Source organism: Streptomyces xanthophaeus (assembly GCF_000725805.1).
GTDB classification, from domain to species: domain Bacteria; phylum Actinomycetota; class Actinomycetes; order Streptomycetales; family Streptomycetaceae; genus Streptomyces; species Streptomyces xanthophaeus.
Window position 1 is genome coordinate 246,992 of record NZ_JOFT01000012.1, and the last position, 24,079, is coordinate 271,070.

20 protein-coding genes are annotated in these 24,079 nt (G+C 72.7%); 10 read left to right on the forward strand and 10 right to left on the reverse strand.

Going from position 1 to position 24,079, the window contains the following annotated elements; all coding sequences use genetic code 11:
* Positions 1-90 precede the first annotated feature (90 nt).
* Positions 91-900 (forward strand): DeoR/GlpR family DNA-binding transcription regulator, encoded by an 810-nt coding sequence (locus IO30_RS0107010; protein WP_031140364.1) that lies wholly within the window; start codon positions 91-93, stop codon positions 898-900.
* Between the two features lie 142 nt (positions 901-1,042).
* Positions 1,043-2,794 carry a glycoside hydrolase family 35 protein gene (locus tag IO30_RS0107015; protein WP_031140366.1) on the forward strand — a complete coding sequence of 584 codons (1,752 nt, stop codon included), beginning with the start codon at positions 1,043-1,045 and terminating at the stop codon, positions 2,792-2,794.
* 71 nt (positions 2,795-2,865) lie between these two features.
* Here the strand turns inward: IO30_RS0107015 and IO30_RS0107020 are convergent, their stop codons facing one another.
* On the reverse strand, positions 2,866-4,323 hold the full coding sequence (locus tag IO30_RS0107020; protein ID WP_031140368.1) for an RICIN domain-containing protein: 1,458 nt from the start codon (positions 4,321-4,323) through the stop codon (positions 2,866-2,868).
* A gap of 402 nt (positions 4,324-4,725) precedes the next feature.
* On the opposite strand from IO30_RS0107020, the gene IO30_RS0107025 reads away from it, so the two are divergent.
* The 3 genes from IO30_RS0107025 (at position 4,726) to IO30_RS0107035 (ending at position 8,085) form a co-directional block, all read left to right on the forward strand.
* Entirely contained in the window at positions 4,726-5,652 is a 927-nt protein-coding gene (locus IO30_RS0107025) for a carbohydrate ABC transporter permease (protein ID WP_031140370.1), read from the forward strand.
* A gap of 8 nt (positions 5,653-5,660) precedes the next feature.
* Positions 5,661-6,671, forward strand: a complete 1,011-nt coding sequence (locus IO30_RS0107030; protein WP_078904587.1) for a carbohydrate ABC transporter permease — start codon at positions 5,661-5,663, stop codon at positions 6,669-6,671.
* 82 nt (positions 6,672-6,753) lie between these two features.
* Positions 6,754-8,085 carry an ABC transporter substrate-binding protein gene (locus IO30_RS0107035; RefSeq protein WP_031140374.1) on the forward strand — a complete coding sequence of 444 codons (1,332 nt, stop codon included), beginning with the start codon at positions 6,754-6,756 and terminating at the stop codon, positions 8,083-8,085.
* A gap of 852 nt (positions 8,086-8,937) precedes the next feature.
* On the opposite strand, the gene IO30_RS0107040 is transcribed toward IO30_RS0107035, so the two are convergent.
* Both IO30_RS0107040 and IO30_RS0107045 read right to left on the reverse strand, forming a co-directional pair.
* Positions 8,938-9,240 (reverse strand): VOC family protein, encoded by a 303-nt coding sequence (locus tag IO30_RS0107040; protein WP_031140376.1) that lies wholly within the window; start codon positions 9,238-9,240, stop codon positions 8,938-8,940.
* A 75-nt stretch (positions 9,241-9,315) separates the two neighbouring features.
* Entirely contained in the window at positions 9,316-11,229 is a 1,914-nt protein-coding gene (locus tag IO30_RS0107045; protein ID WP_031140378.1) for an ABC transporter ATP-binding protein, read from the reverse strand.
* A 188-nt stretch (positions 11,230-11,417) separates the two neighbouring features.
* On the opposite strand from IO30_RS0107045, the gene IO30_RS40180 reads away from it, so the two are divergent.
* Entirely contained in the window at positions 11,418-13,490 is a 2,073-nt protein-coding gene (locus IO30_RS40180) for an AMP-binding protein (RefSeq protein ID WP_037893267.1), read from the forward strand.
* Here the strand turns inward: IO30_RS40180 and IO30_RS46310 are convergent.
* On the reverse strand, positions 13,445-15,277 hold the full coding sequence (locus IO30_RS46310) for a GNAT family N-acetyltransferase (RefSeq protein WP_051901979.1): 1,833 nt from the start codon (positions 15,275-15,277) through the stop codon (positions 13,445-13,447). The two genes, IO30_RS40180 and IO30_RS46310, sit on opposite strands and share 46 nt — an antisense overlap.
* A gap of 95 nt (positions 15,278-15,372) precedes the next feature.
* Between IO30_RS46310 and IO30_RS0107060 the strand changes: the two genes are divergently transcribed.
* Positions 15,373-15,795 carry a DUF350 domain-containing protein gene (locus IO30_RS0107060; protein ID WP_031140382.1) on the forward strand — a complete coding sequence of 141 codons (423 nt, stop codon included), beginning with the start codon at positions 15,373-15,375 and terminating at the stop codon, positions 15,793-15,795.
* Between the two features lie 90 nt (positions 15,796-15,885).
* On the opposite strand, the gene IO30_RS0107065 is transcribed toward IO30_RS0107060, so the two are convergent.
* Together IO30_RS0107065 and IO30_RS0107070 are read right to left on the reverse strand one after the other, a co-directional pair.
* On the reverse strand, positions 15,886-17,115 hold the full coding sequence (locus tag IO30_RS0107065; RefSeq protein WP_031140384.1) for an acyltransferase family protein: 1,230 nt from the start codon (positions 17,113-17,115) through the stop codon (positions 15,886-15,888).
* Entirely contained in the window at positions 17,112-18,155 is a 1,044-nt protein-coding gene (locus IO30_RS0107070) for an alpha/beta hydrolase (protein WP_031140386.1), read from the reverse strand. Before IO30_RS0107070 ends, IO30_RS0107065 begins: the two co-directional genes overlap by 4 nt.
* Before the next feature lie 169 nt (positions 18,156-18,324).
* Between IO30_RS0107070 and IO30_RS0107075 the strand changes: the two genes are divergently transcribed.
* On the forward strand, positions 18,325-18,738 hold the full coding sequence (locus IO30_RS0107075; protein ID WP_234321571.1) for a hypothetical protein: 414 nt from the start codon (positions 18,325-18,327) through the stop codon (positions 18,736-18,738).
* Here IO30_RS0107075 and IO30_RS0107080 read toward each other — a convergent pair.
* Both IO30_RS0107080 and IO30_RS0107085 read right to left on the reverse strand, forming a co-directional pair.
* Entirely contained in the window at positions 18,699-19,379 is a 681-nt protein-coding gene (locus tag IO30_RS0107080) for a response regulator (RefSeq protein ID WP_031140390.1), read from the reverse strand. The genes IO30_RS0107075 and IO30_RS0107080 overlap by 40 nt on opposite strands.
* Entirely contained in the window at positions 19,376-20,776 is a 1,401-nt protein-coding gene (locus IO30_RS0107085) for a sensor histidine kinase (protein ID WP_078904602.1), read from the reverse strand. The genes IO30_RS0107080 and IO30_RS0107085 overlap by 4 nt, the downstream gene beginning before the upstream one ends.
* 82 nt (positions 20,777-20,858) lie before the next feature.
* Here IO30_RS0107085 and IO30_RS0107090 point away from each other — a divergent pair, with 82 nt between their 5' ends.
* Positions 20,859-21,806 (forward strand): AEC family transporter, encoded by a 948-nt coding sequence (locus IO30_RS0107090; RefSeq protein WP_031140392.1) that lies wholly within the window; start codon positions 20,859-20,861, stop codon positions 21,804-21,806.
* Between the two features lie 3 nt (positions 21,807-21,809).
* Here IO30_RS0107090 and IO30_RS41750 read toward each other — a convergent pair whose 3' ends face one another.
* Positions 21,810-22,289 (reverse strand): hypothetical protein, encoded by a 480-nt coding sequence (locus IO30_RS41750; RefSeq protein WP_051901982.1) that lies wholly within the window; start codon positions 22,287-22,289, stop codon positions 21,810-21,812.
* A 118-nt stretch (positions 22,290-22,407) separates the two neighbouring features.
* Here IO30_RS41750 and IO30_RS44420 point away from each other — a divergent pair, with 118 nt between their 5' ends.
* The gene (locus tag IO30_RS44420; protein WP_051858993.1) at positions 22,408-22,794 is read left to right on the forward strand and encodes a hypothetical protein; all 387 of its coding nucleotides are present in this window, start codon (positions 22,408-22,410) and stop codon (positions 22,792-22,794) included.
* Here IO30_RS44420 and IO30_RS40185 read toward each other — a convergent pair.
* Positions 22,748-24,070, reverse strand: coding sequence for a S1 family serine peptidase (locus IO30_RS40185; protein WP_078904588.1), 1,323 nt, complete (start codon positions 24,068-24,070; stop codon positions 22,748-22,750). The two genes, IO30_RS44420 and IO30_RS40185, sit on opposite strands and share 47 nt — an antisense overlap.
* Positions 24,071-24,079 lie beyond the last annotated feature (9 nt).

Here is a 24,079-nt window from a genome sequence, read left to right on the forward strand (position 1 = left end):
CCGGGGAGCGGAGACGTAGACTGTTCGTCTGTGAGGGTTGCCGTGTGTTCCCACTCCGCACACGGCCGGCAGAGGAGCAGGGACGAGATCGTGACGGACGCAGCGCGCCTTGCACCTCAGCGGAGGGCCTTGATCCTCGACATCGTGCGCCGTGACGGAGCCGTCCGCGTGGCCGAACTCGTGGAGCAGCTGGGCGTCTCCGACATGACGATCCGCCGCGACCTGGACGTGCTGGCCCGCGGCGGCTCCCTGTCCAAGGTGCACGGCGGCGCGATCCGGGCCTCGGTCACGACGGGGGACGAGCCGCCCTTCGAGACCAAGGCCGGCCTGGAGTCGCGGGCCAAGGCGGCGGTGGCCGAGGCCGCGGCGGCCCTCGTCAAGCCGGGCAGCGTCGTCGCCATCTCGGGAGGGACGACCTCCTACGCGGTGGCGAGCCGGCTGCGGGACGTCCAGGGTCTGACCGTGGTGACGAACTCGCTGCCGGTCGCCGAGCTGCTGCGGCCCACCGGGGCGGAGGCGGCCGGTGCCACGGGCCGTACCCTGCTCCTGACCGGTGGCACTCCGACGAAGTCGGCCTCCTTGGTCGGCCCGCTGGCGGACCAGGCCATCCGCTCCCTCCAGGTGGACCTGCTCTTCATCGGGGCCCACGGCGTCTCCGAGCGCGCCGGTGCCACGACCCCGAACCTCGCGGAAGCCGAGACCAACCGCGCGCTGATCGCATCCGCCACTCAGGTGGCCGTGGTCGCCGATCACACCAAGTGGGGTGTGGTGGGCCTCAGCCAGTTCATCACGCTCTCGGACATCGACTACTTCGTCTCGGACGACGGGCTGGCAGACCAGGCCCGTTCCGTCCTGGGCGATGTGGTGGGCCAGTTGATCCTGGGCGACACCCAGCCGTAGGCGCGTCCGCCCGCCGGCTGCCGCCCGCCGAATCACCGCACACCGCTGAAGGGGTTGCGACCCTGCATATGTTTACGCAAACATGCAGGGGGTCCCCGCCACGCGGCCCCGCGTTGACCCTTCAGCCTAGGAGCACGACCGCATGCCCGTTCTCCAGATCGACGACGACGGATTCCGGCTCGACGGCGAGCCCTTCCGCATCCTCTCCGGTGGCCTCCACTACTTCCGCGTCCATCCCGGCCACTGGCGGGACCGCCTGCGCAAGGCCCGCCTCATGGGGCTCAATACGGTGGAGACGTACGTACCGTGGAACCTCCACCAGCCACGCCCCGACGAGTTCCGCACGGACGGGCAGCTCGACCTGCCCGGCTTCCTCGATCTCGCCGCTGCCGAGGGACTGCGCGTACTCCTGCGTCCCGGCCCCTACATCTGCGCCGAATGGGAGGGCGGAGGCCTGCCTTCGTGGCTCCTGGCCGAACCCGGCATCAGGCTCCGCAGTCGCGACCCCCGCTTCCTCGCCGCGGTCGACGACTATTTCGACCGGCTCCTGACTCCGCTCGGCACCCGGCTCGCGAGCCGGGGCGGGCCGGTGCTCGCGGTGCAGGTGGAGAACGAGTACGGGGCCTACGGGGACGACACCGCCTATCTGGAGCACCTCGCGGACTCCCTGCGGCGCTGCGGCGTCGACGTACCGCTCTTCACCTGCGACCAGCCCGCGGACCTGGAACGGGGCGCCCTGCCGGGAGTCCTCGCGACCGCGAACTTCGGCAGCCGCTCGGCGCAGAACCTCGCCGCACTGCGGGCCCTGCGGCCCTCCGGACCCCTGCTGTGCACGGAGTTCTGGATCGGCTGGTTCGACCGCTGGGGCGGCAGGCACGTGGTCCGTGATGCCGAACAGGCCGCACAGGAGCTGGACGAACTCCTGGCGGCCGGCGGGTCGGTCAACTTCTACATGTTCCACGGCGGCACGAACTTCGGCTTCACGAACGGTGCCAACGACAAGCACACCTACCGGCCGACCGTGACCTCGTACGACTACGACGCCCCCCTGGACGAAGCCGGCGACCCGACGGAGAAGTTCCACGCATTCCGCGAGGTCATCGCCAAGTACGCCCCGGTCCCGGCGGAACTCCCGCCCGCGCGCACGGAGAAGTTCGCCTCGGGCGCGGTGAGGCTGACCGGCGCTCTCGGCCTGCTGGACTGGGCGCCTGCCCTCGGGGACGCCGTGGCCGCGCGGCAGCCCCTGACGATGGAGCAGCTCGGGCAGGATTTCGGCTTCGTGCTGTACGAGGCCGCCTTGCCGGATGCCGGTCCCGCACTGCTGGAACTGCCGGAGGTGCGCGACCGCGCCCAGGTCTTCCTCGACGGCCAGCCCGTGGGCGTATTGGAGCGCGAGGGGCACGAGCACGCCCTCACGTTCTCCGTCCCGGGCCCGGGCAGTGTCCTCGGCATCCTCGTGGAGAACCAGGGCCGGGTGAACTACGGCCCTGGCATCCATGACCGCAAGGGCCTGCCCGCCGGCGTCGTGCTGAACGGTTCCCCGCTCGAAGGGTGGACGAGCCGGCCGTTGCCGCTGGCCTCTCTCGCGGACCTTCCGTTCGGCGCCGGGACGGCTACGCCGGTCGGCCCGGCCTTCTACCGGGGCACCTTCGACGTCGCCCGGCCGGCCGACACCTTCCTCCACCTCGACGGCTGGACGAAGGGCATGGCGTGGGTCAACGGGTTCGCCCTCGGCCGCTACTGGTCCCGAGGGCCTCAGCGGTCGCTGTACGTGCCCGGGCCGGTGCTGCGTGCGGGCAGCAACGAGGTGGTCGTCCTCGAACTGCACGCCCCCGGCCGCGGCCGGGAGGCGGTCTTCCGGGACGTCCCCGATCTCGGACCCACCGATGAGTGAGCGCCGCGGACGTGCCCACGCCGTACGCGGGGCACGTCCGCGCGCCGCACGGCGGGGACCCGCCGGGCAGGTCAGGCGGCGGCGCGCCGCCAGGTCTGGTTGGCGCCGGAGTTGCACGTCCACTGGATGAGCGGCGCACCGTCCGTCCGGGCCTGGTTGGTGACGTCGAGGCACTTGCCGCTGTGCCGGGCGACGAGCTGTATGCCGCCGTCCGTCCCGGCCCGGGCCGTCCGCCACTTCTGGCCGGGCGCGTCCGTGCAGGCGGTCTGGACGACCACTGCACCGTCGTCGGGGGACCCGTCCCGGACCGTCAGGCACTTCCCGCTGTGGCGGAGCACGATCCGGACCGACCCGTCGCCGGTGCCCTGGAACCACACCTGCTGGTTGACGCTCCCGGCCGCACAGGTCCACTGGACCAGCGCGGCACCCTCGGCCACCGACCAGTCGGCGGCGTCGGCGCACTTGCCGCTGTGCGCGGCGGTCAGCGTCTTCCAGTCACCGGTGCCCCTGACGGTTCCCGCCTCGGCCGCGATGGTGATCTGGGGGAAGTACTCCATGGACAGGGTCGTGCTGGTCGGGAAGGTGAGCGGCAGCCAGATGTACTGGGAGTCGTTGACCATGCCGCCCATCGAGTTGCCCCAGCGGTCGCCCATGTACATGTAGGTCGTGACGCCCGACATGCCCTCGACCGGCAGTACGTACGCCGTCTGTGAGTGGTAGGTCCTGCCGTCCCCCAGGTCCCGCAGCGAACCCCAGGTGCCGGTGATGCTGTCTGCCGTGCCGTACTTCTGCTGGTTGGGGGACCATCCGGTGGCCCCCGAAGTCACCAGGAAGTAGACGCCGTTGCGCTTGAACAGGGCCGGTGCCTCGCGCCATTGGCCGGCCCACAGCTTCTGCACCTGGGCCTCGACGGCGGTGTAGCGCGCGTCGAGCCGGTAGACGTGCAGGTCCGCGTTCTCGTTGGCGGCCGAGATCATGTAGCCGGTGCCGTCGGTGTCGACGAAGGTGGTGATGTCCCGGGACATGTGGCCCAGGGGCCGGAAGCTCCCGCGCCAGGAGTAGTCGCCGTCGACGGTGGAGGACACGGCCACCGCGGCCCGGGCCTCGCTGTAGTCGGTGGCGCTGCCCTCCTTGTGCATCCACATGACGAACTCGCCGGTGGCGCGGTTGTACATGACCTTGGGACGTTCGATGTTGGCGCCGGCCAGTTCGGGGTGGGTGGCCTGGGTCAGGACGTGGTTGCGGAACTCCCAGGTCTTGAGGTCCTTGGACCGGTAGGCCGACACGTACCGGAAGCTGTTGTCGGGATTGCGGTCCTCGCCGAACCAGTAGTAGTACTCGTCCACCTTGACGACCCCTCCACCGTGGGCGTGGACCGGCCTGCCGGAGGGATCGGTGAACTGCGTCGCGTTGGTGACGGTGACGGGGGCGGGTGAGGCCTCGGCCCTGCCATGGCCTCCCAGGAGGCTCGCGATCAGAGCGGTGACCATGACCAGCAAGGCCGTGGTGAACGTGAGTTGACGTCTCATGGGTACCTCGTGCCGGATGACGGGTGGGGGAGGGCGCATGTGCGCGGGGTCCGCCGTCGGCGGGCCGACAGCAGAGCTGGGTCAAGCCGAGATGTCGCCTCGGTAATGTTTACGTAAACACGAAGCGGTTGGCTGCGAGTCTGGAAGCCGCCTCCGGGCCTGTCAAGCGTTCCGGCAGTAATCACCGCCTGTGGACGGTGTGGTGCATGCGCGCCGCCATCGGATTTCCCTCCACGGGCTCCCCCGCATGCTTGACGCTCCCCGACGGGGAGTGTCACCATCACGTCACCGATGATTGCGTAAACATTTCTCATCAGGTCTTGCCCCATGCGGTCGTTCTCGGCCCGGAGGCGTCCTCCCCCTCCGTTGCGGACCTGCCGGTCACCGACACAAGGACCCACCATGACGCTCCTGCCGTCACCGGCAACAGCAGTCTCCCGACCCCGTCCTCGCCCCCGGACGCGCGCCCGCAGGAACGCCCTCGTCGGCTGGGGGTTCGTCGCACCGTTCGCGGCGGTGTTCGGGCTCGTGTTCCTCGCACCCATCGGGTACGCGTTCTACCTCAGCCTGATGCGCGACCGGCTCATCGGTGGAACGGCCTTCGTGGGCGCGGACAATTACGTCCGGGCCCTGACCGACCCGCAGTTCTGGGAGGGCTCGGCCCGGGTCGGGCTGTTCCTCCTCGTCCAGGTGCCGGTCATGCTGGGCATCGCCCTGCTGATCGCACTCGCCATCGACAGCGGCAGGCTGTACGGCAAGGCGTTCTTCCGCGTCGCGGTGTTCCTGCCCTACGCCGTCCCCGCCGTGGTGGCGAGCCTGATGTGGGGCTTCATCTACGGCACGAGGTTCGGCCTGGTGGGCGACATCAACGAGGCCTTCGGCCTCTCCCTCCCCGATCCGCTCTCGCCGTCACTCGTGCTGGCCTCCATAGGCAACATCGTGACCTGGGAGTTCGTCGGCTACAACACGCTCATCTTCTATTCCGCCCTGAAGGTGGTCCCGCGCTCCCTCTACGAGGCGGCCGCGATCGACGGCGCCGGGGAGTGGCGGACCGTCACCGCGATCAAGCTGCCGGCCATTCGCAGCGCTCTCGTCATCGCGACGATCTTCTCGATCATCGGCAGCTTCCAGCTGTTCAACGAGCCGAACATCCTGCAGAACCTCGCCCCCAACGCGATCACGAGCGCGTACACCCCGAACCTCTACACCTATTCACTGGCCTTCTCGGGCCAACAGCACAACTACGCGGCGACCGTTGCCATCGTCATGGGCGTCCTCACCGCGATCGTCGCCTACGCGGTCCAGCTCCGCGGCATGCGGAAGGGCTGAACGAGCGAATGATCACGAACATGGACCCCGCGGGCGCCCCCGGCGGCACGACCGAGCGCTCCGCCCGCCCCGGCCCCGGCCCCGAAGCCCCCGTACCGGGCGGGCGGCCACCGGCCACCGCACTGCAGGCGCCGCCGCGCCGGCGCAGGCCCGCCCGCACCCCGCACACCCCGCTCAACCCCAGACCCAGCATCCCACTGACCCTGGTGACCGGGACGGTCCTGGTCTACACCCTCCTTCCCCTGGTGTGGCTGCTCGTCAACGCCACCAAGGACCAGGCAGGCCTCTTCAGTTCCTCCGGACTCTGGTTCGGCGAGGACTTCCACCTCTGGGACAACGTCTCCCGCACCCTCACCTACGACGACGGCGCCTTCGTCCGCTGGACGCTCAACACCCTGCTGTACGTCGTCGCCGGCGCCGGCGGAGCCACGCTGCTCTCCGTCCTCGGCGGATACGCCCTGGCCGTCTACGAGTTCCCCGGCCGCCGAGCCGTGTTCGCCGTGGTCATCGGAGCCGTGGCCGTCCCCGGAACGGCCCTCGCCGTGCCCACGTTCCTGATGTTCAGCAGCATGGGTCTGGCCAACACCCCCTGGGCCGTGATCGTCCCCTCCCTGGTCTCACCCTTCGGGCTGTACCTGATGTGGGTGTTCACGGCGGAGGCGGTACCCGCCGAACTGCTCGAAGCCGCCCGGATCGACGGCGCCGGCGAGCTGCGCATCTTCTTCCGCGTCGCCCTGCCGCTGCTGATGCCGGGAACCGTCACGGTGCTGCTCTTCGCGACGGTCGCGACCTGGAACAACTACTTCCTGCCCCTGATCATGATCAAGGATCCGGACTGGTACCCGCTCACCCTGGGACTCAACGCGTGGAGCGCCCAGGCCCGGACCGCGGGGGGCGAGCCCGTCTTCGACCTCATCATCACCGGCTCCCTGCTGACCGTCGTGCCGGTCGTCGTGATCTTCCTCCTCCTCCAGCGGTACTGGCAGTCCGGTCTTGCCGCCGGCAGCGTCAAGGAATGACCCGGCCGGCCGACTCCGCACCTTCTCCCGCACTTCCGCCCGCCCCTCCTTTCCGCACACCGAATCAGGAGCGCCACCACCGATGAGAACGAACAGCAGCCGCCGGATCCTCGCCGCCGTCGTGGGGGCGTGCGCCATGGCCCTGGGTGCCACCGCCTGCGGCTCGCCGGACCCCGGGTCCGGCAGCGACGTGAAGGACGTGGCGTCCGCGCTCGAAGCGGGCGGCAAGGTGACGGTGTGGGCCTGGGAGCCCACCTTGAAGAAGGTGGCCGCCGACTTCGAGAAGAAGTACCCGAAGGTGGACGTCGAGCTGGTCAACGCCGGTACGGGCGACAAGCAGTACACGGCGCTGCAGAACGCTGTCGCGGCCGGGTCGGGAGCCCCGGACGTGGCCCAGGTCGAGTACTACGCCCTCGGTCAGTTCGCCATCGGCAAGTCCCTGGAGGACCTCTCGGGCTACGGCGCGGCCGTTCACGACAAGGCTTTCACGACCGGGCCCTGGAGCGCGGTGCAGTACGACAAGGGCGTCTACGCCCTGCCCATGGACTCGGGCCCCATGGCGCTGTTCTACAACAAGAAGGTCTTCGACCGGCACGGCGTCGCCGTCCCGACCACCTGGGACGAGTACGTCGACGCGGCGCGCGCCCTGCACAAGGCCGATCCGAAGCTCTTCATCACGAACGACACCGGGGACGCCGGAGCGACGACCAGCCTCATCTGGCAGGCGGGCGGGCGCCCGTACACGGTGGAGGGCACCGGGATCGGCATCGACTTCGGTGACGCCGGGACCCAGAAGTACACGAGCACCTGGCAGAAGCTGCTCGACGAGCGCCTGCTCGCACCCGTCAGTTCCTGGAGCGACGAGTGGTACAAGGGGCTCTCCGACGGCAGCATCGCCACCCTGTCCATAGGAGCCTGGATGCCGGCCAACTTCGCCTCGGGTGCGCCCGGCGCGGCGGGGGACTGGCGCGTGGCGCCGCTCCCGCAGTGGACGAAGGGCGATAAGGCAGGTGCCGAGAACGGCGGGAGCTCCCTCGCCGTGCCGAAGGCATCGAAGAACAAGGCGCTGGCCTACGCCTTCATCGAGTACGCGACCACCGGCGAGGGCGCCTCGGCCCGGGTGGCGGAGGGGGCATTCCCCGCCACGCGGGCGGACCTGGAGTCGAAGGCGTTCCTGGAGACCGCCTTCCCGTACTTCGGCGGGCAGCAGGCCAACCAGGTGCTGGCCGACGCGGCTCGCGACGTGGGCACGGGGTGGTCGTACCTGCCCTACCAGGTGTATGCGAATTCCGTGTTCAAGGACACCGTCGGCAAGGCGTACGTCTCTTCGACGACCCTGACCCAGGGGCTGGAGGCCTGGCAGAAGACGAGCGCCAAGTACGGCGCCGACCAGGGCTTCACGGTCCGCAAGTAGCAGCAGCCGGGTAGAGCGGGGGCGGCGCGCACGGTTCGGATGCGGATGCCGAGGCGACCGACGATGGCCGGGTCTGAGCCGTACACCCATGCTGGCACGAGCTGCCGCGTCCCTATCCGCGGCGGCCCTCACCTGGAGCAGGTTCCCCCCAGAGCGAGGTCAGAGATGACCGCCCTCTGGAGATACCCCGCGTTCGGAAACGCCCAAGACCGGCCGCCGCCCATGGAGGGGGAGGACATGAGGACGGCCCGGGGATCACCCCCGCGTCGGCAGGCAGCACCAGGACTAGCGGCGACGGATAGACCTCGACCACGGACCCCCCCCGCGTCGGCGGGGAGCACGCGCGCCAGGAGCAGCCCGGGCAGGAACAGCTTGTCCGGGACGGCGCCGTTGCACACCTCGGCCTCGCGGGCCGGTGCACGGACTTGGGAGGGGCCGCTCCCTAGCCGACAGGTCGGGCTGCTCCCGGGCTGACTTCATCACTGTCACTCCGACTGCCGGCCACTGCCCCCACCTCCCGGAACCATGGAAGTTCTGTCTCCAAGGCCCTCCAGGCCTCGAATGGCTGCCCCGCCAACCATCCGCAGCTTCCATCCTGGGCAGGCTACTTGGTCTGGGGCGGATAGGTGCGGACTACTGATCCGGCCTACCGGAGGTGGCTGTGACCAGACTCGCCTGGTGCCGGTCGGGGAGTGGCAGCGCGCCCCCGACTTCATGTCAGTAGGAGAGCCGTTCTCGGGGGCTGGAGGGTGCCGGGTCCAAGGGCTCGTTCGCGCTCCAGGGGCGAGTCGGCGGTGGGCATCTCCAGGCGGCGTGGATGGCCTGGCCTCGAGTAGGTTAGTCATGAGCGAATCAGCCGCACGGCATGTCCTGGATCTCGGTCACCTCGATCCCGCGGGCCCGCAGGTCGGCGTACGCCTCCTCGATGTCGGTGACGACGACCTGCAGGTTGTCCAGGGAGCCCGGGGTCATCCGGGTGAGCCCCTTGCCCACGGCGATCGAGCAGGCCGAACCCGGCGGGGTGAGCTGGACGAAGCGGATGTCCTCGCTCACGGTGACGTCGTGGTCGGCGGTGAAGCCGATCCGCTCGTAGAAGGCCTTGGCCCGGTCGACATCGGTGACGGGGACGGCGACCAGTTCCAGCTTGATGTCCATCGGATGCTCCAAGATCGGCAGTGGCCCGGCAGGGATACGGGCTCGAGGGCCGCGTGTGACGGGCCCTGCCGGCCATCATGCTCCCGGCGCCCGGACCGCGCCGCTCGGAGCCGAGTCCGCCGCCGAGTCCGCCGCCGCGAACTGGGTGCGGTACAGCTCCTCGTACCGGCCCCCCGCGGCCAGCAGCTCGGTGTGGGTGCCGCGTTCCACGATCCGGCCCTCCTCGACCACCAGGATCTGGTCGGCCGCCTGCACGGTCGAGAGCCGGTGCGCGATCACCACCGCGGTCCGGCCCGCGAGGGCCTCGCCGAGCGCCTCCTGCACCGCCGCCTCGGAGGTGGAGTCCAGGTGGGCGGTGGCCTCGTCGAGGATCACCACCCGCTGCCGGGCCAGCAGCAGCCGCGCGATCGTCAGCCGCTGCCGTTCGCCGCCCGAGAGCCGGTATCCGCGCTCCCCGACGACCGTGTCCAGCCCGTCCGGCAGCGAGGCGACCAGCCCGTCCAGGCGGGAGCGGCGCAGGGCCTCCCAGATGTCCTCCTCGCTCGCCCCGGGCCGGGCCAGCAGCAGGTTGGCCCGGACCGACTCGTGGAAGAGGTGCCCGTCCTGGGTGACCATGCCGAGGGTCTCGCGGATCGAGTCGGCCGTGAGGTCGCGCACGTCCACCCCGCCGAGGCGGACCGCGCCCGCATCGGCGTCGTACAAGCGCGGCAGCAACTGGGCGATGGTCGACTTGCCCGCGCCGGAGGAGCCGACCAGGGCGATCATCTGGCCGGGTTCGGCCCGGAACGACACCTCGTGGAGCACCTGGGTGCCGCCCCGGGCGTCGAGGGTGGCGACCTCCTCCAGGGAGGCGAGCGAGACCTTGTCCGGGGAGGGGTAGCCGAAGGACACCCCGTCGAACTCCACGGTCACCGGCCCGTCCGGCACCCGGCGGGCGTCAGGCTTCTGGGCGATCAGCGGCTTCAGGTCGAGGATCTCGAAGACCCGCTCGAAGCTCACCATGGCGCTCATCACCTCGACGCGGGCTCCGGCCAGCGCGGTGAGGGGTGCGTAGAGCCGGGTGAGGAGCAGGGCGAGGGCGACGACGGAACCGGCGTCCAGGCTGCCGCGCAGGGCGTAGTACCCGCCGAGTCCGTAGACGAGCGCGAGGGCCAGGGCGGAGACCAGGGTCAGGGCGGTGATGAAGGCCGACTGGGCCATCGCCGTACGGATGCCGATGTCGCGCACCCGCGCCGCGCGGGCCGCGAACTCCGCGGACTCGTCCGCGGGCCGCCCGAAGAGCTTGACCAGGGTCGCTCCCGGGGCGGAGAAACGCTCCGTCATCTGGGTGCCCATCGCGGCGTTCAGCGCGGACGCCTCCCGCTGCATGGCCGCCATCCGCGCGCCCATCCGGCGGGCCGGCAGTACGAACACCGGCAGCAGCACCAGCGCCAGGAGGGTGATCTGCCAGGAGATGCTCAGCATCACGACCAGGGTCAGCAGCAGGGTCACGGTGTTGGAGACCACCCCGGACAGGGTGTTGCTGAATGCCCGCTGGGCGCCGATCACATCGTTGTTGAGCCTGCTGACCAGGGCCCCGGTACGGGTTCGGGTGAAGAAGGCCACCGGCATCCGCTGCACGTGGTCGAAGACCGCCGTCCGCAGGTCCAGGATGAGCCCCTCGCCGAGGGTGGCGGACAGTCTGCGGGTCAGCAGTCCCAGGCCCGCCTCGGCGACCGCGATCACCGCGATCAGCAGGGCGAGGCGGGTGACCGTACCGCTGTCCCCGCCGCCCACGACGGCGTCCACGACCCGGCTGGCGAGCACCGGGGTGGCCACCGCGAGCAGCGCGGTCACCACACTGAGCAGCAGGAAGAAGGTGAGCCCGCGGCGGTGCGGGCGGGCGAAGGCGGCGATCCGGCGCAGGCTCGCCCGCGACAGCGGCCGACGGTCCTCCTGTGCGTTGATCGCGCTGTGCAGCGAGGTCCAAGCAGTGACTTCCATGTCCATGCACCGAACGCTAAGACCTCAACCAAACTTCAGGTCAACCGTCTGCCCCCGGACCACCCGTCAGGGTCACCCGGACCGCACGCGCTGGTGCACGGACGAAGGAGCCGGCAACGGCTCCCGACTGCTTGCCGTTTGAAGGAGTTTCAGGACAGCCGTCGGCTGTCGGTGGCCGGTGGCATCATCGGGACATGACGCAGGGATCCGAGTCCACCCGCTCAGACCGGCCGTCCCCCGACGGCGCCGACACCGTCCTGCACCGCTTCGAGCGCTGGGCCCGGGACACCCCCGCCGCCCGCGCCGTCATCACCGGCGAGGACATCCTCACCTACGGACAACTCAACGCCCGCGCCAACCAGTTGGCGCACCACCTGCTCGACGCGGGACTCCCGTGCGGCGCGCTCGTGGCCGTGGGCACCGCCCGCCAGAGCGAACTCCTCGTCGCCGTCCTCGCCGCCCTCAAGGCGGGCGCCGCCTACACCGTCCTCGATGTGGACTCCCCGCGCGCCGCCCAGCAACTGCTCTCCGCCGTCGAGCCGTTCGCACTGCTCACCCACGCCGCCCACCAGGCCCGCCTCGACGACGGCAGCGGACGGCTGGTCATCCGCCTCGGCGCGGAGGCCGCCGCGACAGCCGCCCGCCCCACCGGCCCGCCGCCGCGCACCGCACCCCCCGGCGGCGCCGCCGGGCGGACCGCCGCCGTGCTGTGCGCCGGGGGAGCGGCGCCGCGCGCCGTCCCCGTCAGCCACGCCCGGCTGCTCGCCGCCCACGACAGCTGGGCGGAGGTGGCCCGGCTGACCCCGCAGGACCGTCATCTGGTCACCGTGGGAACGGCCGTCACCGCCTTCGCCGCGGGCTGGACCCGGGCCCTGTGCTCGGGCGGCGCCCTCGTCGTGCCCGAGCGCGCACCCTGGCGGCCCGAGGACATCCGCGAGGCGGTCGAGACCGGGCAGGTCACCGTCGTGCACACCGACCCGGCGGGCGCCGCCCGGCTGCTCCTGCGGGACCCCCGGCCGCGGGCGGCGGGCGGACAGCCGGGCGTACCCGCTGCCCGCCGCGAGGCCGCCCCGCAGCTACGAGGCCCCCTGCGGCTGGTCACCGTCACCGGCGACCGCCTCTTCCTCGACGAGCAGGCGGCCCTGGCGGGCCGTCTGCGGACCGGCGCACGCCTGCTCAACGTGTACGGGCTGACCGAGACCGCGGGCACCGGCGCCTCGTTCGAACTGCCGCAGCTCTCCGGCCCCGTCGACGACCCGGAACGGACCGCCCTCCTCGGCACCCCCTTCCCGGGCTGCCGCATCACCCTCCACGGCGGCGAGATCCGGCTCACCCCGCCCGACGGCGGCGACGCGATCCCCACCGGTGACCTGGCACGGCTGCGCGACGACGGACTGCTCGAATTCGGCGGCCGGATCCGCGACCGGATCACCGTGGACGGCCGCACCTTCGACCCGCACGCCCTGGAATCCGTACTCCGCGGCCACGAAGGCATCGGCTCGGCGATGGTGGAGGCCGTACCCGGGTTCCAGGACGTCCCGCGTCTCGTCGCCTACGTCGCCCCACCGGCCGCCGACCCGTCCTGGCCGCCCGGTACCGGCCTGCCCGACATCGACGAGGTGCGCGCACACCTGGCGCGGACGGCGCCCGACGAGGAGCGGCCCCGGGCCGTGGTCCGGCTGCGCGCCCTGCCCCGCAACCGGGCCGGCCAGGAGGACCGGGCGGGCCTGCCCCGACCCCCGCAGACGGTCCTCGGCCCCGCCGGGAAGCAGGCCCGGGGCGGCGGGAAGTACGGTGCGGCCGGCGCGGGTACGGGCGCGCGCGACGTCGAGGTGTTCGACACGATCGGCGTGGGCTGCGGGGCCGTCGTGCTGGGCCTCCTCGCCCGGCTGTTGACCGATGTGATCTGGCCCGGATCGACCGACCTCAGCGGAGTGCCGAACCCGTGGGCCTTCCTCTTCGGCCTCCTCTACCTCTTCGAGTGCGTGGCCTTCGGGCTCGGCGTGCTGTTCCTCTTCTCGGGACGTTCCCGGATGCTCGGCCGGGGCGCGGGCCGCAGGCTCACCACCGCCGCCCACCTCGCCGTGGTGTACCTGCTGGTGTCCTGGTGGCCGCAGGACAACCTCTACCGGCTGGCGGCCAAACAGGACTGGCCGCGGCAGGCCGCGCTCGTCTACACCTTCAACGTCCCCCTGATGGTCGCCGCGGCCGTCCTGGCCTTCTACGTCTCCCGCAAACGGACCTCCGCCTTCGACTTCGACGACTGACCCGCCCCCGGCCGGCCGCCGAAGCCCGCCCCGGCCGCCAGGGCCCGTTCCCGTACGAGCGCCTCGGCCGCGTCCAGCTCCTGCGGGCCGTGCGCGGCCACCAGCACGCCCAGCCAGGGCCGCGGGTCGAAGGCGGCCGTCGGGATCGCGGGCACGAACACCGCCCCCAGCTGCGCGCAGTCCCGGGCCAGCTCCGTGCACCACTCGTCCAGCTGGGCGTCCGGGAGCCGGGCGCCCAGTTCCACCCGGTCCGCGATGCGTACGAGGTGCCCCGCGCCCCGCAGCGCGTCGAGCCGGGCCGCGGCCATGAAGGCCACCGAGGGCCCGGTCAGGCGCAGGTTCGTCTCGGTCGGCGCGAGCCGCCCCGCGCCGTCGGCGACGAAGTCCACGTCGAACCAGCCGCGGTAGCCGCAGTCCGCGAGCCCCCGCCCGACCGCCGCCCCGAAGCCGCGCAGGGCCTCCTCGGCCCAGGCGGGCACCACCCCCGGCCCGACCGTGGCCCCCCGGTAGCGGGACCCCTCCACGTCCATCACCGCCCCGCCGACCTCGTGCACCCGGCCGTCCCCGTCCACGAAGCCGTCGTAGGTCAGATCCCGCGGCCCGTCGGCCGGGCCGGCGACGTACTCCTCCACCAGCAGCGGTCCGCGCGGCAGTCGCCGCACTACGGCACGGGCCCCGCCCGCGGCCCGGACCTGCTCCGGCGACACCACCGTGGTCCCCGAACCCCCGACACCGTGCTCCGATTTCAGAACACTGCTCTCGCCCGCCCTCGCCCGGCCCGTTAGCAGCCGTACCGCCGCCCACCGGCTGCGCGGCCGCCACTGCGCGGGCAGCGCTATCCGCGGATGTCCGCCCCCGGCCAGGATCCGCCCGAACAGGGCGTGCGCCGCGGACTTCGACTCGTACCGCAGTTCCGCCGGCCGCCACGGCCGGCCCGACAGCTCCGCGAACGGACGCGTCAGCCCCCACGGTACGAGCGGCAGCCCGGCTCCCGTCAGCCATGCGGCCAGGGCCGGGCGGGCCCGTACGGCGTCGACGAGGCCCGGCTCCCCTTCCGCGAGGCCGTCGTACACCTCCACCCCGGTCCAGCCCAGCTGTCGGCAGACCAGCCTGGCCCAGCCCTCCGGTACCGGGCGGGGCAGCACCAGCGCCGCCGGGTACGGGCTGTAGAAGGCGGCCAGGGCGGCGTAGTGGTGCGCGGCCCGCTGCCGCGGGTCCAGGGAGGGGTCGGCGAACTGTGCGTTGAACTCGGCGACGTTGCCCACGTGCACCGCCCGCCCGCCACCCGTCCAGGCCCGCGCCCAGGCGGCGAGCGGGACGGGAGCCACCTCGAACCGCACCAGGGCGCCGGGGGGCCCGAGGCCGTGTCCGGGCCCGCCGTCGGCTGCGCCCCGCACCGCCACGGCCCCCATGGCCCGGTAGAACCCGGCCGCGTGCGGATCGGAGTCGATCACCAGCCTGCGAACCCCCAGCTCCACCGCCCGGCGCAGCACGTCGCGGTAGAGCAGCCGCCCCACGCCCTGCCCGATGGCCGAGGGCTCCACGAACAGCAGGCCCAGCGCCGCCCGCGGGGGAGCGCCCTCCAAGGAGGCCAGCCCGAGCAGGTCACCGCGTGCGCCCTCGGCCACCACGATGCGGCGGGCCGTCACGTCGGCCGGGCGGATCCGCAGTTCCTCCGCGCACGCGGCGAGGAACGCGGCGTCGTAGCCCCAGTGCGCCTTGGACCGCATCACGAGCGCCGTCAGGGCCTCCGCCTCGGCCGCCCGCGCGGCCCTGACCTTTGCCAATTCCTGACCTCCCCATGGTCCGGGGTACGGCCGTGCGATAGATTCGGCCTCCCCACGGCACATCATTTCCCACCCACGCGGAGACAGGCTTCTCAATGAGCGACATCATCAACGGACTTGGCCGCACCAGCGCCTACGGCGCCCTCGGCCTGGTGCTGCTGATCCTCGGCATCGTCCTCGTGGACGTGCTGACGCCCGGGAAGCTCCCGAAGCAGATCTGGGAGGAGCGCAACCGCAATGCCGCCATCATGCTCAGCTCCGCCCTCCTCGGCATCGGCGGCATCGTCTTCACCTCGATCTGGACCACTTACGACGACTTCGGCAAGGGTCTGCTCTCCACCGCCGCCTTCGGCGTGCTCGGCCTGGTCCTGATGGCCGTGGCCTTCCTGGTGCTCGACCTGGTGACCCCGGGCAAGCTCGGCGCCATAGTCGTCGACCCCGAGCCCCACCCGGCGGTCTGGGTCACCGCCTCCTGCAACCTCGCGGTCGCAGCCATCGTCGCGGCCTCGATCGCCTGACGAGGGCGGCCCCCCCAGCACACTACGAGAGCGCCGCTCCCCCCGGGGAGCGGCGCTCTCGTAGTGTCCGGTCAGCGCCCGGAACGGATGTCAGGCCAGACCCAGGGCGAACACCGCGAACCCCGCCGCGAGCAGGCCCGCCACGGTCCGGCGTACCGCGGGGGCCCTGCGGCCCTGCGCCGGCGGGACCTCGAACCGCCGCGCGTACCGGGCGATGGCGACCAGGAGCGCCGCGAACACCGGCATCCACGCCAGCCGGGCCGCGATCCACCCCAGGGTGTCCGGCGCCGTCGTCAGCCCGGCCAGCTCACCCGCGAACGCAGCCGGCACGGCCGCGGCCAGCATCGCGCTCTGGTGCCAGCACAGGATCGTCATCGCGCACAGGTTGATCACGACCACCGGAGCCCACAGGGCCGGCCGTGCCAGCAGCTTCGCGAGGCGGTCGCGCAGCAGGATCGCCGCACCCGACTGAGCAGCGGCCAGGGCCAGCACCAGCAGCGACGGCGGGTGCGAGTTGGTCCGGGCCGCACCCGGCACGCCCACCATCGACGCCGGGTAGTGGAAGACCACCAGCAGTACGGCGAACAGCAGCCCGCCACCGGCCAGCAGCAGCCCGGCCCCGCGCCGCCCGATCCGCCGCTCGCCCCAGGCCACGCCCAGCTGGTAGGCGAACAGCCAGCCCGGCAGGACGTTCAACAGGGACAGCCAGGACGGGACGGAGTCCGCGAACGGGCCGTACCGCAGGAAGTCCACCACGGCCACCGACCCGATCAGCGGGAGCGCCGCCCAGCCGCCGAGCCGGCGCGCCGCCCGGACGCACACCGGCGTCAGCGCGGTGACCACCGCGTACACGCCGACGAACCACAGCGGCTGGATCACCAGGGTCGCCCCCGTGCGCAGGGTGGTCTCCGCCACCCCGGCCGCGTACAGCACCGGAGCGGCCAGCGCCCACACCGCGGTCACCCCCAGCACCGGGCGCCCCAGCCTGACCAGGCGGCCCTTCAGCCACGCGCCCGTCGAACCGGTGCGGCGCCGGAAGGACAGTGCCGAGGCGTATCCGCCGACGAGGAAGAAGATGCCGAGCATCTGGAGCACCCAACTGGCCGGGGCGAGCCCGCCGAAGGCGGACAGCGGGCTGGCGTTGTGCAGGCCGCCCTCGGCGTCGAGGGTGAACCCGCCCAGCAGCCAGTGACCCGTGGGCACCGCCAGGAGCGCGAGCGCGCGCAGCCCGTCGACCGCGCGGTCGCGGTGGGCGGGGGTCCGCCGGTCGATGCGTTCTGCGGCCTGCTTCAGCGGGGCCAGGGTCGCGGAGGCGTTCATCGGGCCTCTCCCTTCGCGATCGCGGCGAAGGCCGCCAGGGACTGGGTGCCGGGAGTGAAGTAGCCGGTGTGGCCCTGTACGTCGGCGGCGGGCACCCGGCGGGCGCCGAAGGCCGGTGAGGTGGGGTCGGCGCCGTGGCCGATCCCGGCGAACTCGACGTTCGGTACGTCGGCGATCCAGTCGGAGGGGCCGCGGGCCGCCCAGACGCGGGCTCCTGTGCGCAGTCCGGCGGCGGTGGAGGTGCGCATCCCCGGCGAGCCGAACACGACGAGGTCGCGGGCGTCGGTCCGCCGGGCGGCCAGCCCGCACACCACCGAGCCGTAGCTGTGGCAGAACAGCGCCGGGTCGGGTGCGCCGACCGCATCGAGTCCGGCGGTGAACCGGGCCAGGCGGGCCGCCCCGGCCGCCGCGAGCCGTCCGTCGGCCGCGTCGAGGCCGACGCCGACCGGGGTGGTGTAGCCGGTCCAGGCGACCACGGCGGAGGACCCGCCGGTTGCCGACCGCAGCGAACGGGCCATGCCGGCCGGCCCGGTGTGCGGCTTGCGCTTGCCGTCGTGGGTGACGGCGTCGTTGTCGGCGCCCGGCACGACCACCGCGACGTGCGCCGCGTGCGTCAGGTCCCCGAAGACCTCGGCGACCTGGCCGCGGCCGCGCGGGTCGAAGGCGAGGATCTGCCGGTCCGGTGCGGCCAGCGAGGCGTACCGCGGCTCACCGGTGGCCGCCACCGCGATCCGGTTGGCCTCGTACCGCAGGGGGAGCGGCGCACCGTCCAGATTGCCCACCACCAGCGGGTGACGGTGCAGGAGTGCGCGCCGCGCGTCCTCGTCCAGGGCGGCGAAGAAGCGGGCCACCTCGTACGGCGTGGCGTCCGCCGGGTCGGGCAGCGGCCGGCCGGAGTACGTGTCGGCCCGCCAGGCGGCGGTGCCCGGCGGCGGCCCGGTGACCGCGGACTGGCTGTCGCCGGAGGCCCATCCCGCGGTGCCCGCGACGACGGCCACCGCCAGCGCGGCCGTGACCAGCGTCCTTCCGAAGCGGCGCATGCCCCTTCTCCTCTCCTCGTGACGGGGAGGAAGGTAAGGAGAGGGCCTCGGACGGCACGTCGCACCGGAGAGCCAAGTCGGATGTCATACCCCGGTAGGGGGTGGAGGAGACAGCTCTGCGGCTGCCCCCGGTACCGGGCCCCCGCCACGGCGTGGTGAGGATGGGGGCATGACGACCTGGTTCCGCACCTACTACGAGGACGAAGACCTGTGGCTGTACTTCGAGGCCGACGACGAGGGCTGGGCGGCGCGCCACATCGAGATCCGGGGGAAGGACTCACGGCCGGTGACGGCTGCCTCGTCGGAAGAGGTGCTGTACGTGCGTGACCATGCCGATGGGGCGGCGATGGGCTGCTACGAGCGGCAGTACGGCGTCCTGGCCGAGGGCGTGCTGGACGGCTGGCAGGACCAGCCGCAGGCAGCCGAGCTCTCCGCGGAGGAGTTCGAGCGCCTGTGGGGCGAGGCCAGAGGAGTTCTCGGTGCGTCAGGACGATGTTGCGGGCTGAGGTGCGCAGGAGGTTTCGGCGCGGAGGACAGGGGTGGTCAGCCGCCGTCGCCGGGGCGGACCAGGCCTGCTTCGTAGGCGAAGATCACGGCCTGGGCGCGGTCGCGCAGGCCGAGCTTGGCCAGGACGCGGCCGATGTGCGTCTTCACGGTCTGCTCCGCCAGTACCAGGTGGCCGGCGATCTCCTGGTTCGACAGTCCGCGCGCGATGAGTTCCAGTACCTCGGTCTCACGCGGGGTCAGCCCGTTCAGCCGTAGCGCCGGGTCCTTGCGCGGCGCGGGCCGCTGGTGCACGAAGTCGGCGATCAGCCGCCGGGTCACCGAAGGCGCCAGCAGCGCCTCGCCCGAGGCGACGACGCGTACCGCCGCGATCAGATCGGCCGGCGGGGCGTCCTTCAGGAGGAACCCGGAGGCGCCCGCGCGCAGCGCCTCGTACACGTAGTCGTCGATGTCGAAGGTGGTCAGCATCAGCACCTTCGGCCGGTGCACCACCCCCGGCGGAGGGTCGAGGATCTCGCGGGCCGCCGTGAGCCCGTCCATCTCCGGCATGCGCACGTCCATCAGGACCACGTCGGGGTGGGTGGTACGGGCCACCTGGACCCCCTGCCGGCCGTCGGGGGCCTCGCCCACCACGTCGATGTCTGCCTGTGCCGACAGCAGTGCGGCGAACCCCGCGCGCACCATGGCCTGGTCGTCGACGATGATCACGCGGATGGTCAACTGGTGTCCTCGGTGGCGTTGTTCAGGGGCAGTCGGGCGGCGACGCGGAAGCCGCCGTCGGGCAGCGGACCGGTGTCCAGCGTCCCGCCGGTCAACCGTACGCGTTCGCGCATCCCCACCAGGCCGTGGCCCGTGCCCGAGCCCTCCAGCGCCACGACGGCGTCCCGCGCCGGGCCGTTGACCACGAGGACGAGCACCTCGCCCCGGTCTGCTTCGCCGTTCCCGTTCCCGTTCCCGTTCCCGTTCCCGTTCCCGGCCCCGTCCCCGGCCGGGCCCAGCGTCACCGAGACCCGGGTCGGGGCCCCCGGCGCGTGCCGCACCACGTTCGCGAGGGCCTCCTGCACGATCCGGTACGCCGACAGGTCCACGGCCGGCGGCACCGCCGCCTCGGTGACCGCCGCCGCCAGCGACAACTCCACCGGCTGCCCGGCGCGTACGGTCGCCTCCACCAGCTGCTGGAGTCTGCCGAGCCCCGGCTGCGGCGCGCGGTCGCCCTTCGCCTCGTCGCCGCGCAGGACGGTGAGCAGCCGCCGCATCTCGCCGAGCGACTCCCGGGCGCTGGCCGCGATGGCCGCGAACTCCTCCTGCACCGGCTCCGGCATGCCGGGCAGCCGGTACGGCGCGGAATCGGCCTGCACGGTGATCACCGACATGTGGTGGGCGACCACGTCGTGCAACTCCCGTGCGATCCGGGCCCGTTCCTCCAGCAGCGTCCGACGGGCCCGCTCCGCCTCGCTGATGCTCTCCTGCTCGGCGATGCGCTGCTGGGCGTCGCCCAGACCGCGCAGGGCCCCGGTCAGCACCAGCACGACCCCGCTCAGCACGAACAGCAGCGCGGCGGTGTTCATGGTGTCCCGCGGCGGGAAGAAGCCCAGCACCGCCCCGACCCCGCCGGTCACCAGCCACACCCCGACCAGGGTCCGGATGCTCTCGCGCAGCCCGAGGCAGGCCATCAGCACCAGATAGCCGATGATCACCATCGGCGTCCACGGCCAGGGGTGTCCGGCGACCTGGTCGGCACGCATCAGCAGGAGCGCACCGAGGGTGTCCGCCAGCAGGATCACGGCCCAGGCGGTCATCGGCCGGGTCACGGCCAGGAGCAGCGGTACGGTCTGCGCCACCCCGAGCGCGCCCGACCAGCCGCCGCCCGCCTTGTAGTCGTTGGTCAGCACGGCGATCGTCACGGGCAGCAGCGACACCACGAAGACGCCGATCACGGCGAAGGGCAGCATCCGCTGCCAGGCCTTGGGCGCCTGAGCGAGCAGCGGCTCGGCCGCCCGGGCCGGCGTCCGCAGCACCACGGCCAGCTGGGCCAGCGGACCGGGCGCGCGGGGGGCGCCGGAGCGGGTCTCGGTACGGGTCCGGCCGAGCCGCCGCGCACGGGGTTGATCGCTCATGACCGGCCAGCCTATGCCCCTGAGGGCCCGGCCCGGGCTGAAGGTAGGCTCGGCGGTCGGTCGATCACGGGGGATCAGGTACATGGGTGGCGCAGCCGCGCTCGAAAAGCTGGTGCCGGTCCTGCTGGCCTTCGGCGGCGGTGTGCTCCTCGCCCGCCGCAAAATCGTTCCTGCCGAGGCGTCCAAGGTCTTCGCCGACTACGCCTTCCTCTTCGCGGTGCCCTGTTACCTCTTCGGCAACATCTACGCCAGCGACCTCGGCGCCCTCTTCCACTGGCGGGCCATCGGCGGCTACGCCGCGGCGGCCGGGCTCGCCGTCGTCGCGGTCGCCGCGGTGGCCCTCGCCCACGGGCTGCGGGAGCCCCGCGAGGTCGCCCTGCGCGTCATGGCGGGCGTGCAGGTGAACACCGCCTACTTCGCCGTGCCCGTCTTCATCACCGTGTTCGGGACCGCGGCGCCGATCTTCCCGATCCTGCTCTTCCAGGTCTGCGTGCTGTCCCTGGTCGTCATCGCCCTCATGGAGCTGGGCCGCGCCGGCCCCGCCGGGGGCAGTACGGGCCGACGCCTCTCCCGCGCCCTCGGTGCCTCGCTCGGCACCCCGCTGGTCCTCGCCTGCAACGCGGGGATCCTGCTCAACCTGCTCTCGGTGCACGTCCCGACGGTCGTGCTGGACGGGGCCGCCTTCGTCGGGGACAGCGCCTCGCCGGTGGCCCTGTTCTCCCTCGGGCTCCACCTCGGCGGGGTCGGGCTCGACCTGCGGGGCACCACCCGGGAGGAACTCGCCCTCATCGCCTGCAAGTGCCTGGCCTTCCCCCTGGTGACCTGGGCGGTCTGCGGAGCCCTGTTCGGGGTCCGGGGCGAGTGGCTGGCGTACCTCGTCCTGATCGCGGCCATGCCCACCCCGCAGAACCTGTTCATCTTCGCCCAGCGCTACGACGTGGGCGTCGGACTCTCCGCCTCCGTGGTCATCAAGACCTCCCTCGTGTCCCTCCTGTTGCTCCCCCTCTGGCTGCAGACCGTCGCTTCCTGACGCTCACGGACCGGCCTCGGCGCCCTCCGGGAACCCGAGGGCCGTGAGCAGGTCGGTGTACCAGCCGTCCGCGAAGGCCGCTTCTGCACCCGCGGCGTCGGCGGTGAGACCGGCTTCCGCCGCCCAGGCCAGCGCCCCCGACACGGCCCGGGCGCGCACGTATCCCGGCGGGACGGCCTCGTACTCGAGCGCCGCCGACTCCTGGAACACGCCGGTCCACGGTGCACCGGCCGGAGCGGCCGCATGGAGCACGGCGCAGTCCTCGTCCGCCACCACGACCACCATCGCGGGCGCGCCGGTCACCCGCGCGACGGCCTGCGCCGCGGCGCCCGGCCTCCCGCAGCCGCCGTCCAGCCATATCTCCCGCCAGTCCCCCCGCACGTAGGCGTGCAGGACGCCGACACGGCCGTCCGCCGTCACGGCCGGGTGCTCCACCAACGCGCTGTCGCCCTTGGCGACGACGATCCATCCCCAGTAACCCATGCCGCGGGACGTTATCGGCGACCACTGACACCGGTACCCGTACGCGGTCTGCGGTGGCCGTGGCTCCGTCGGGGGTTCCGTTCCCCGCGCGGGTTCCGCTCGTTGACCGGGCATGGAAATGCCGACCATCGCTGCCCCCGGCGTCGGGGAACGCGCCGACGCCGCGGCCGATGCCGCCTGCCACCTCTACGACGCCGTCGCCCCGTGGGGCGGCGCGGCGCCCGGCGGCTGGAGCCGGACCGCCGCGGAGGACGCCGCCGAGGCGATCGAGACCACCGCGCACGCCCTCGCACACACGCACCCGCGCGCCGAGGTGGTCCTGGCACCGGTGCACGCCGCCCTGGCCGACCTGCGCCGGCACCTGGGCCTTCCGCCCGCAGACCAGTTGACCGCGGACGGGCTCCCGACGACCCCGCGCACGGTCGGGAACCCGCGCCGGACCCGCTGGGTGCGGGTGCTCACCCCGCCTTTGCCCCGGCAACAGCCTTCTCGTACAACTTCCTGACGTCGGCGCCGAAGTAGGAGCTGTACGAGGTGTCCGGCTTGTCCCCGCCGGTCTTCCAGCCGCCGATGACCCCGACCACGTCACCCGTCCCGGTCCGCGCGTTGTAGCGGGTCAGGAACGGGCCGCCGCTCGTTCCGCCGGGGTAGCCGGTGCAGTTGATCCGCAGGAACGATCCGGGGATCTTCGGGTCGGAGCTGGTGAACTTCGTCGTCCGGTTGGCGCACAGGCGGGGGCGCGCGGCGGACGACGGGTAGCCGATCAGCGTGACCTTGGCGTGCGCGTACCCGGCGCCGGTGACCAGCCGGTTCCCGCCCACCACCGACTCCACCCGGGAGCCCGCGGCGTTCGGCCCGACCTGGGCGAAGGCCACGTCGAGGGTGGCGGCCCGGTTGACGCCCTGGGAGACGTAGCGGGGGTCGATCCAGACCTTCGCGCGCCCGGCAGAGTTCCGCAGGACCGGGAACAGGCCGTACGGCTGCGGCTTTGCGCGCGTGTACCGCGGGACGAACGCCACCTGCCGGGCGTCGGAGCCGAGCAGGCAGTGGCCCGCGCTGAGCACCAGGTTGCGGCCGGGGGAGGAGACCACGCTCGCGGTGCAGAAGTAGGCCCCGGCCCCCTTCATGACGAACATCCGGCCGACGACGGGGACACCGTCGAAGTTCTGCCCGACGCCGGGGCCCGCGAGCGGCAGTCGCGCCGGTACGGGCGCACGGACCGGGCTCCGGGACGGCTCGGGTACGGGCGTGGGCGTCGGTACGGGCGCTGGCGCGGGGCTCAGCGCCGGGTCCGGCAGGGCCGGGGAGGGCAGGGCCGGGGTGGGGAGGGGTGGGGAGGGCAGGGCCGCCGGGGGCTGCGGGACGGCCGGGCTCGCCGAGACCTCGGCCACCGGGTCGGGGGCCGGGGCCGCATCCGGCGCCGCATCGGGGGTCGGACTCGGGGCCGGTGTCGGGGCCGGGCTCGCGGCCCCGGGGTCCGCGGCCGGGGCCTGCTCCTCGCCCACGACCGGAACAGACTCCTCAACCGGAACCGGAACCGGAACCGGGTCCTCGATCCGGGCCGGGTCCTCGACCGGGACCGGATCAGGCGGCATCGGGACCGCGGCGGCCATCCGTTCCGCGGTCCAGAACCGCGCCGCCTCGCGGGCGGACCAGAGAGCGGTGCCCTCCGGAGCGGCGGTCAGTGCCTCGGCCTCGGGGACGGGCAGCGGCCCTCCGGGCAGCAGCAGCGCTGCCGTGGCCGCCGCCGTCGCCGCGGCCGTCGTCAGGGTACGTAGCATGCGGTGCTC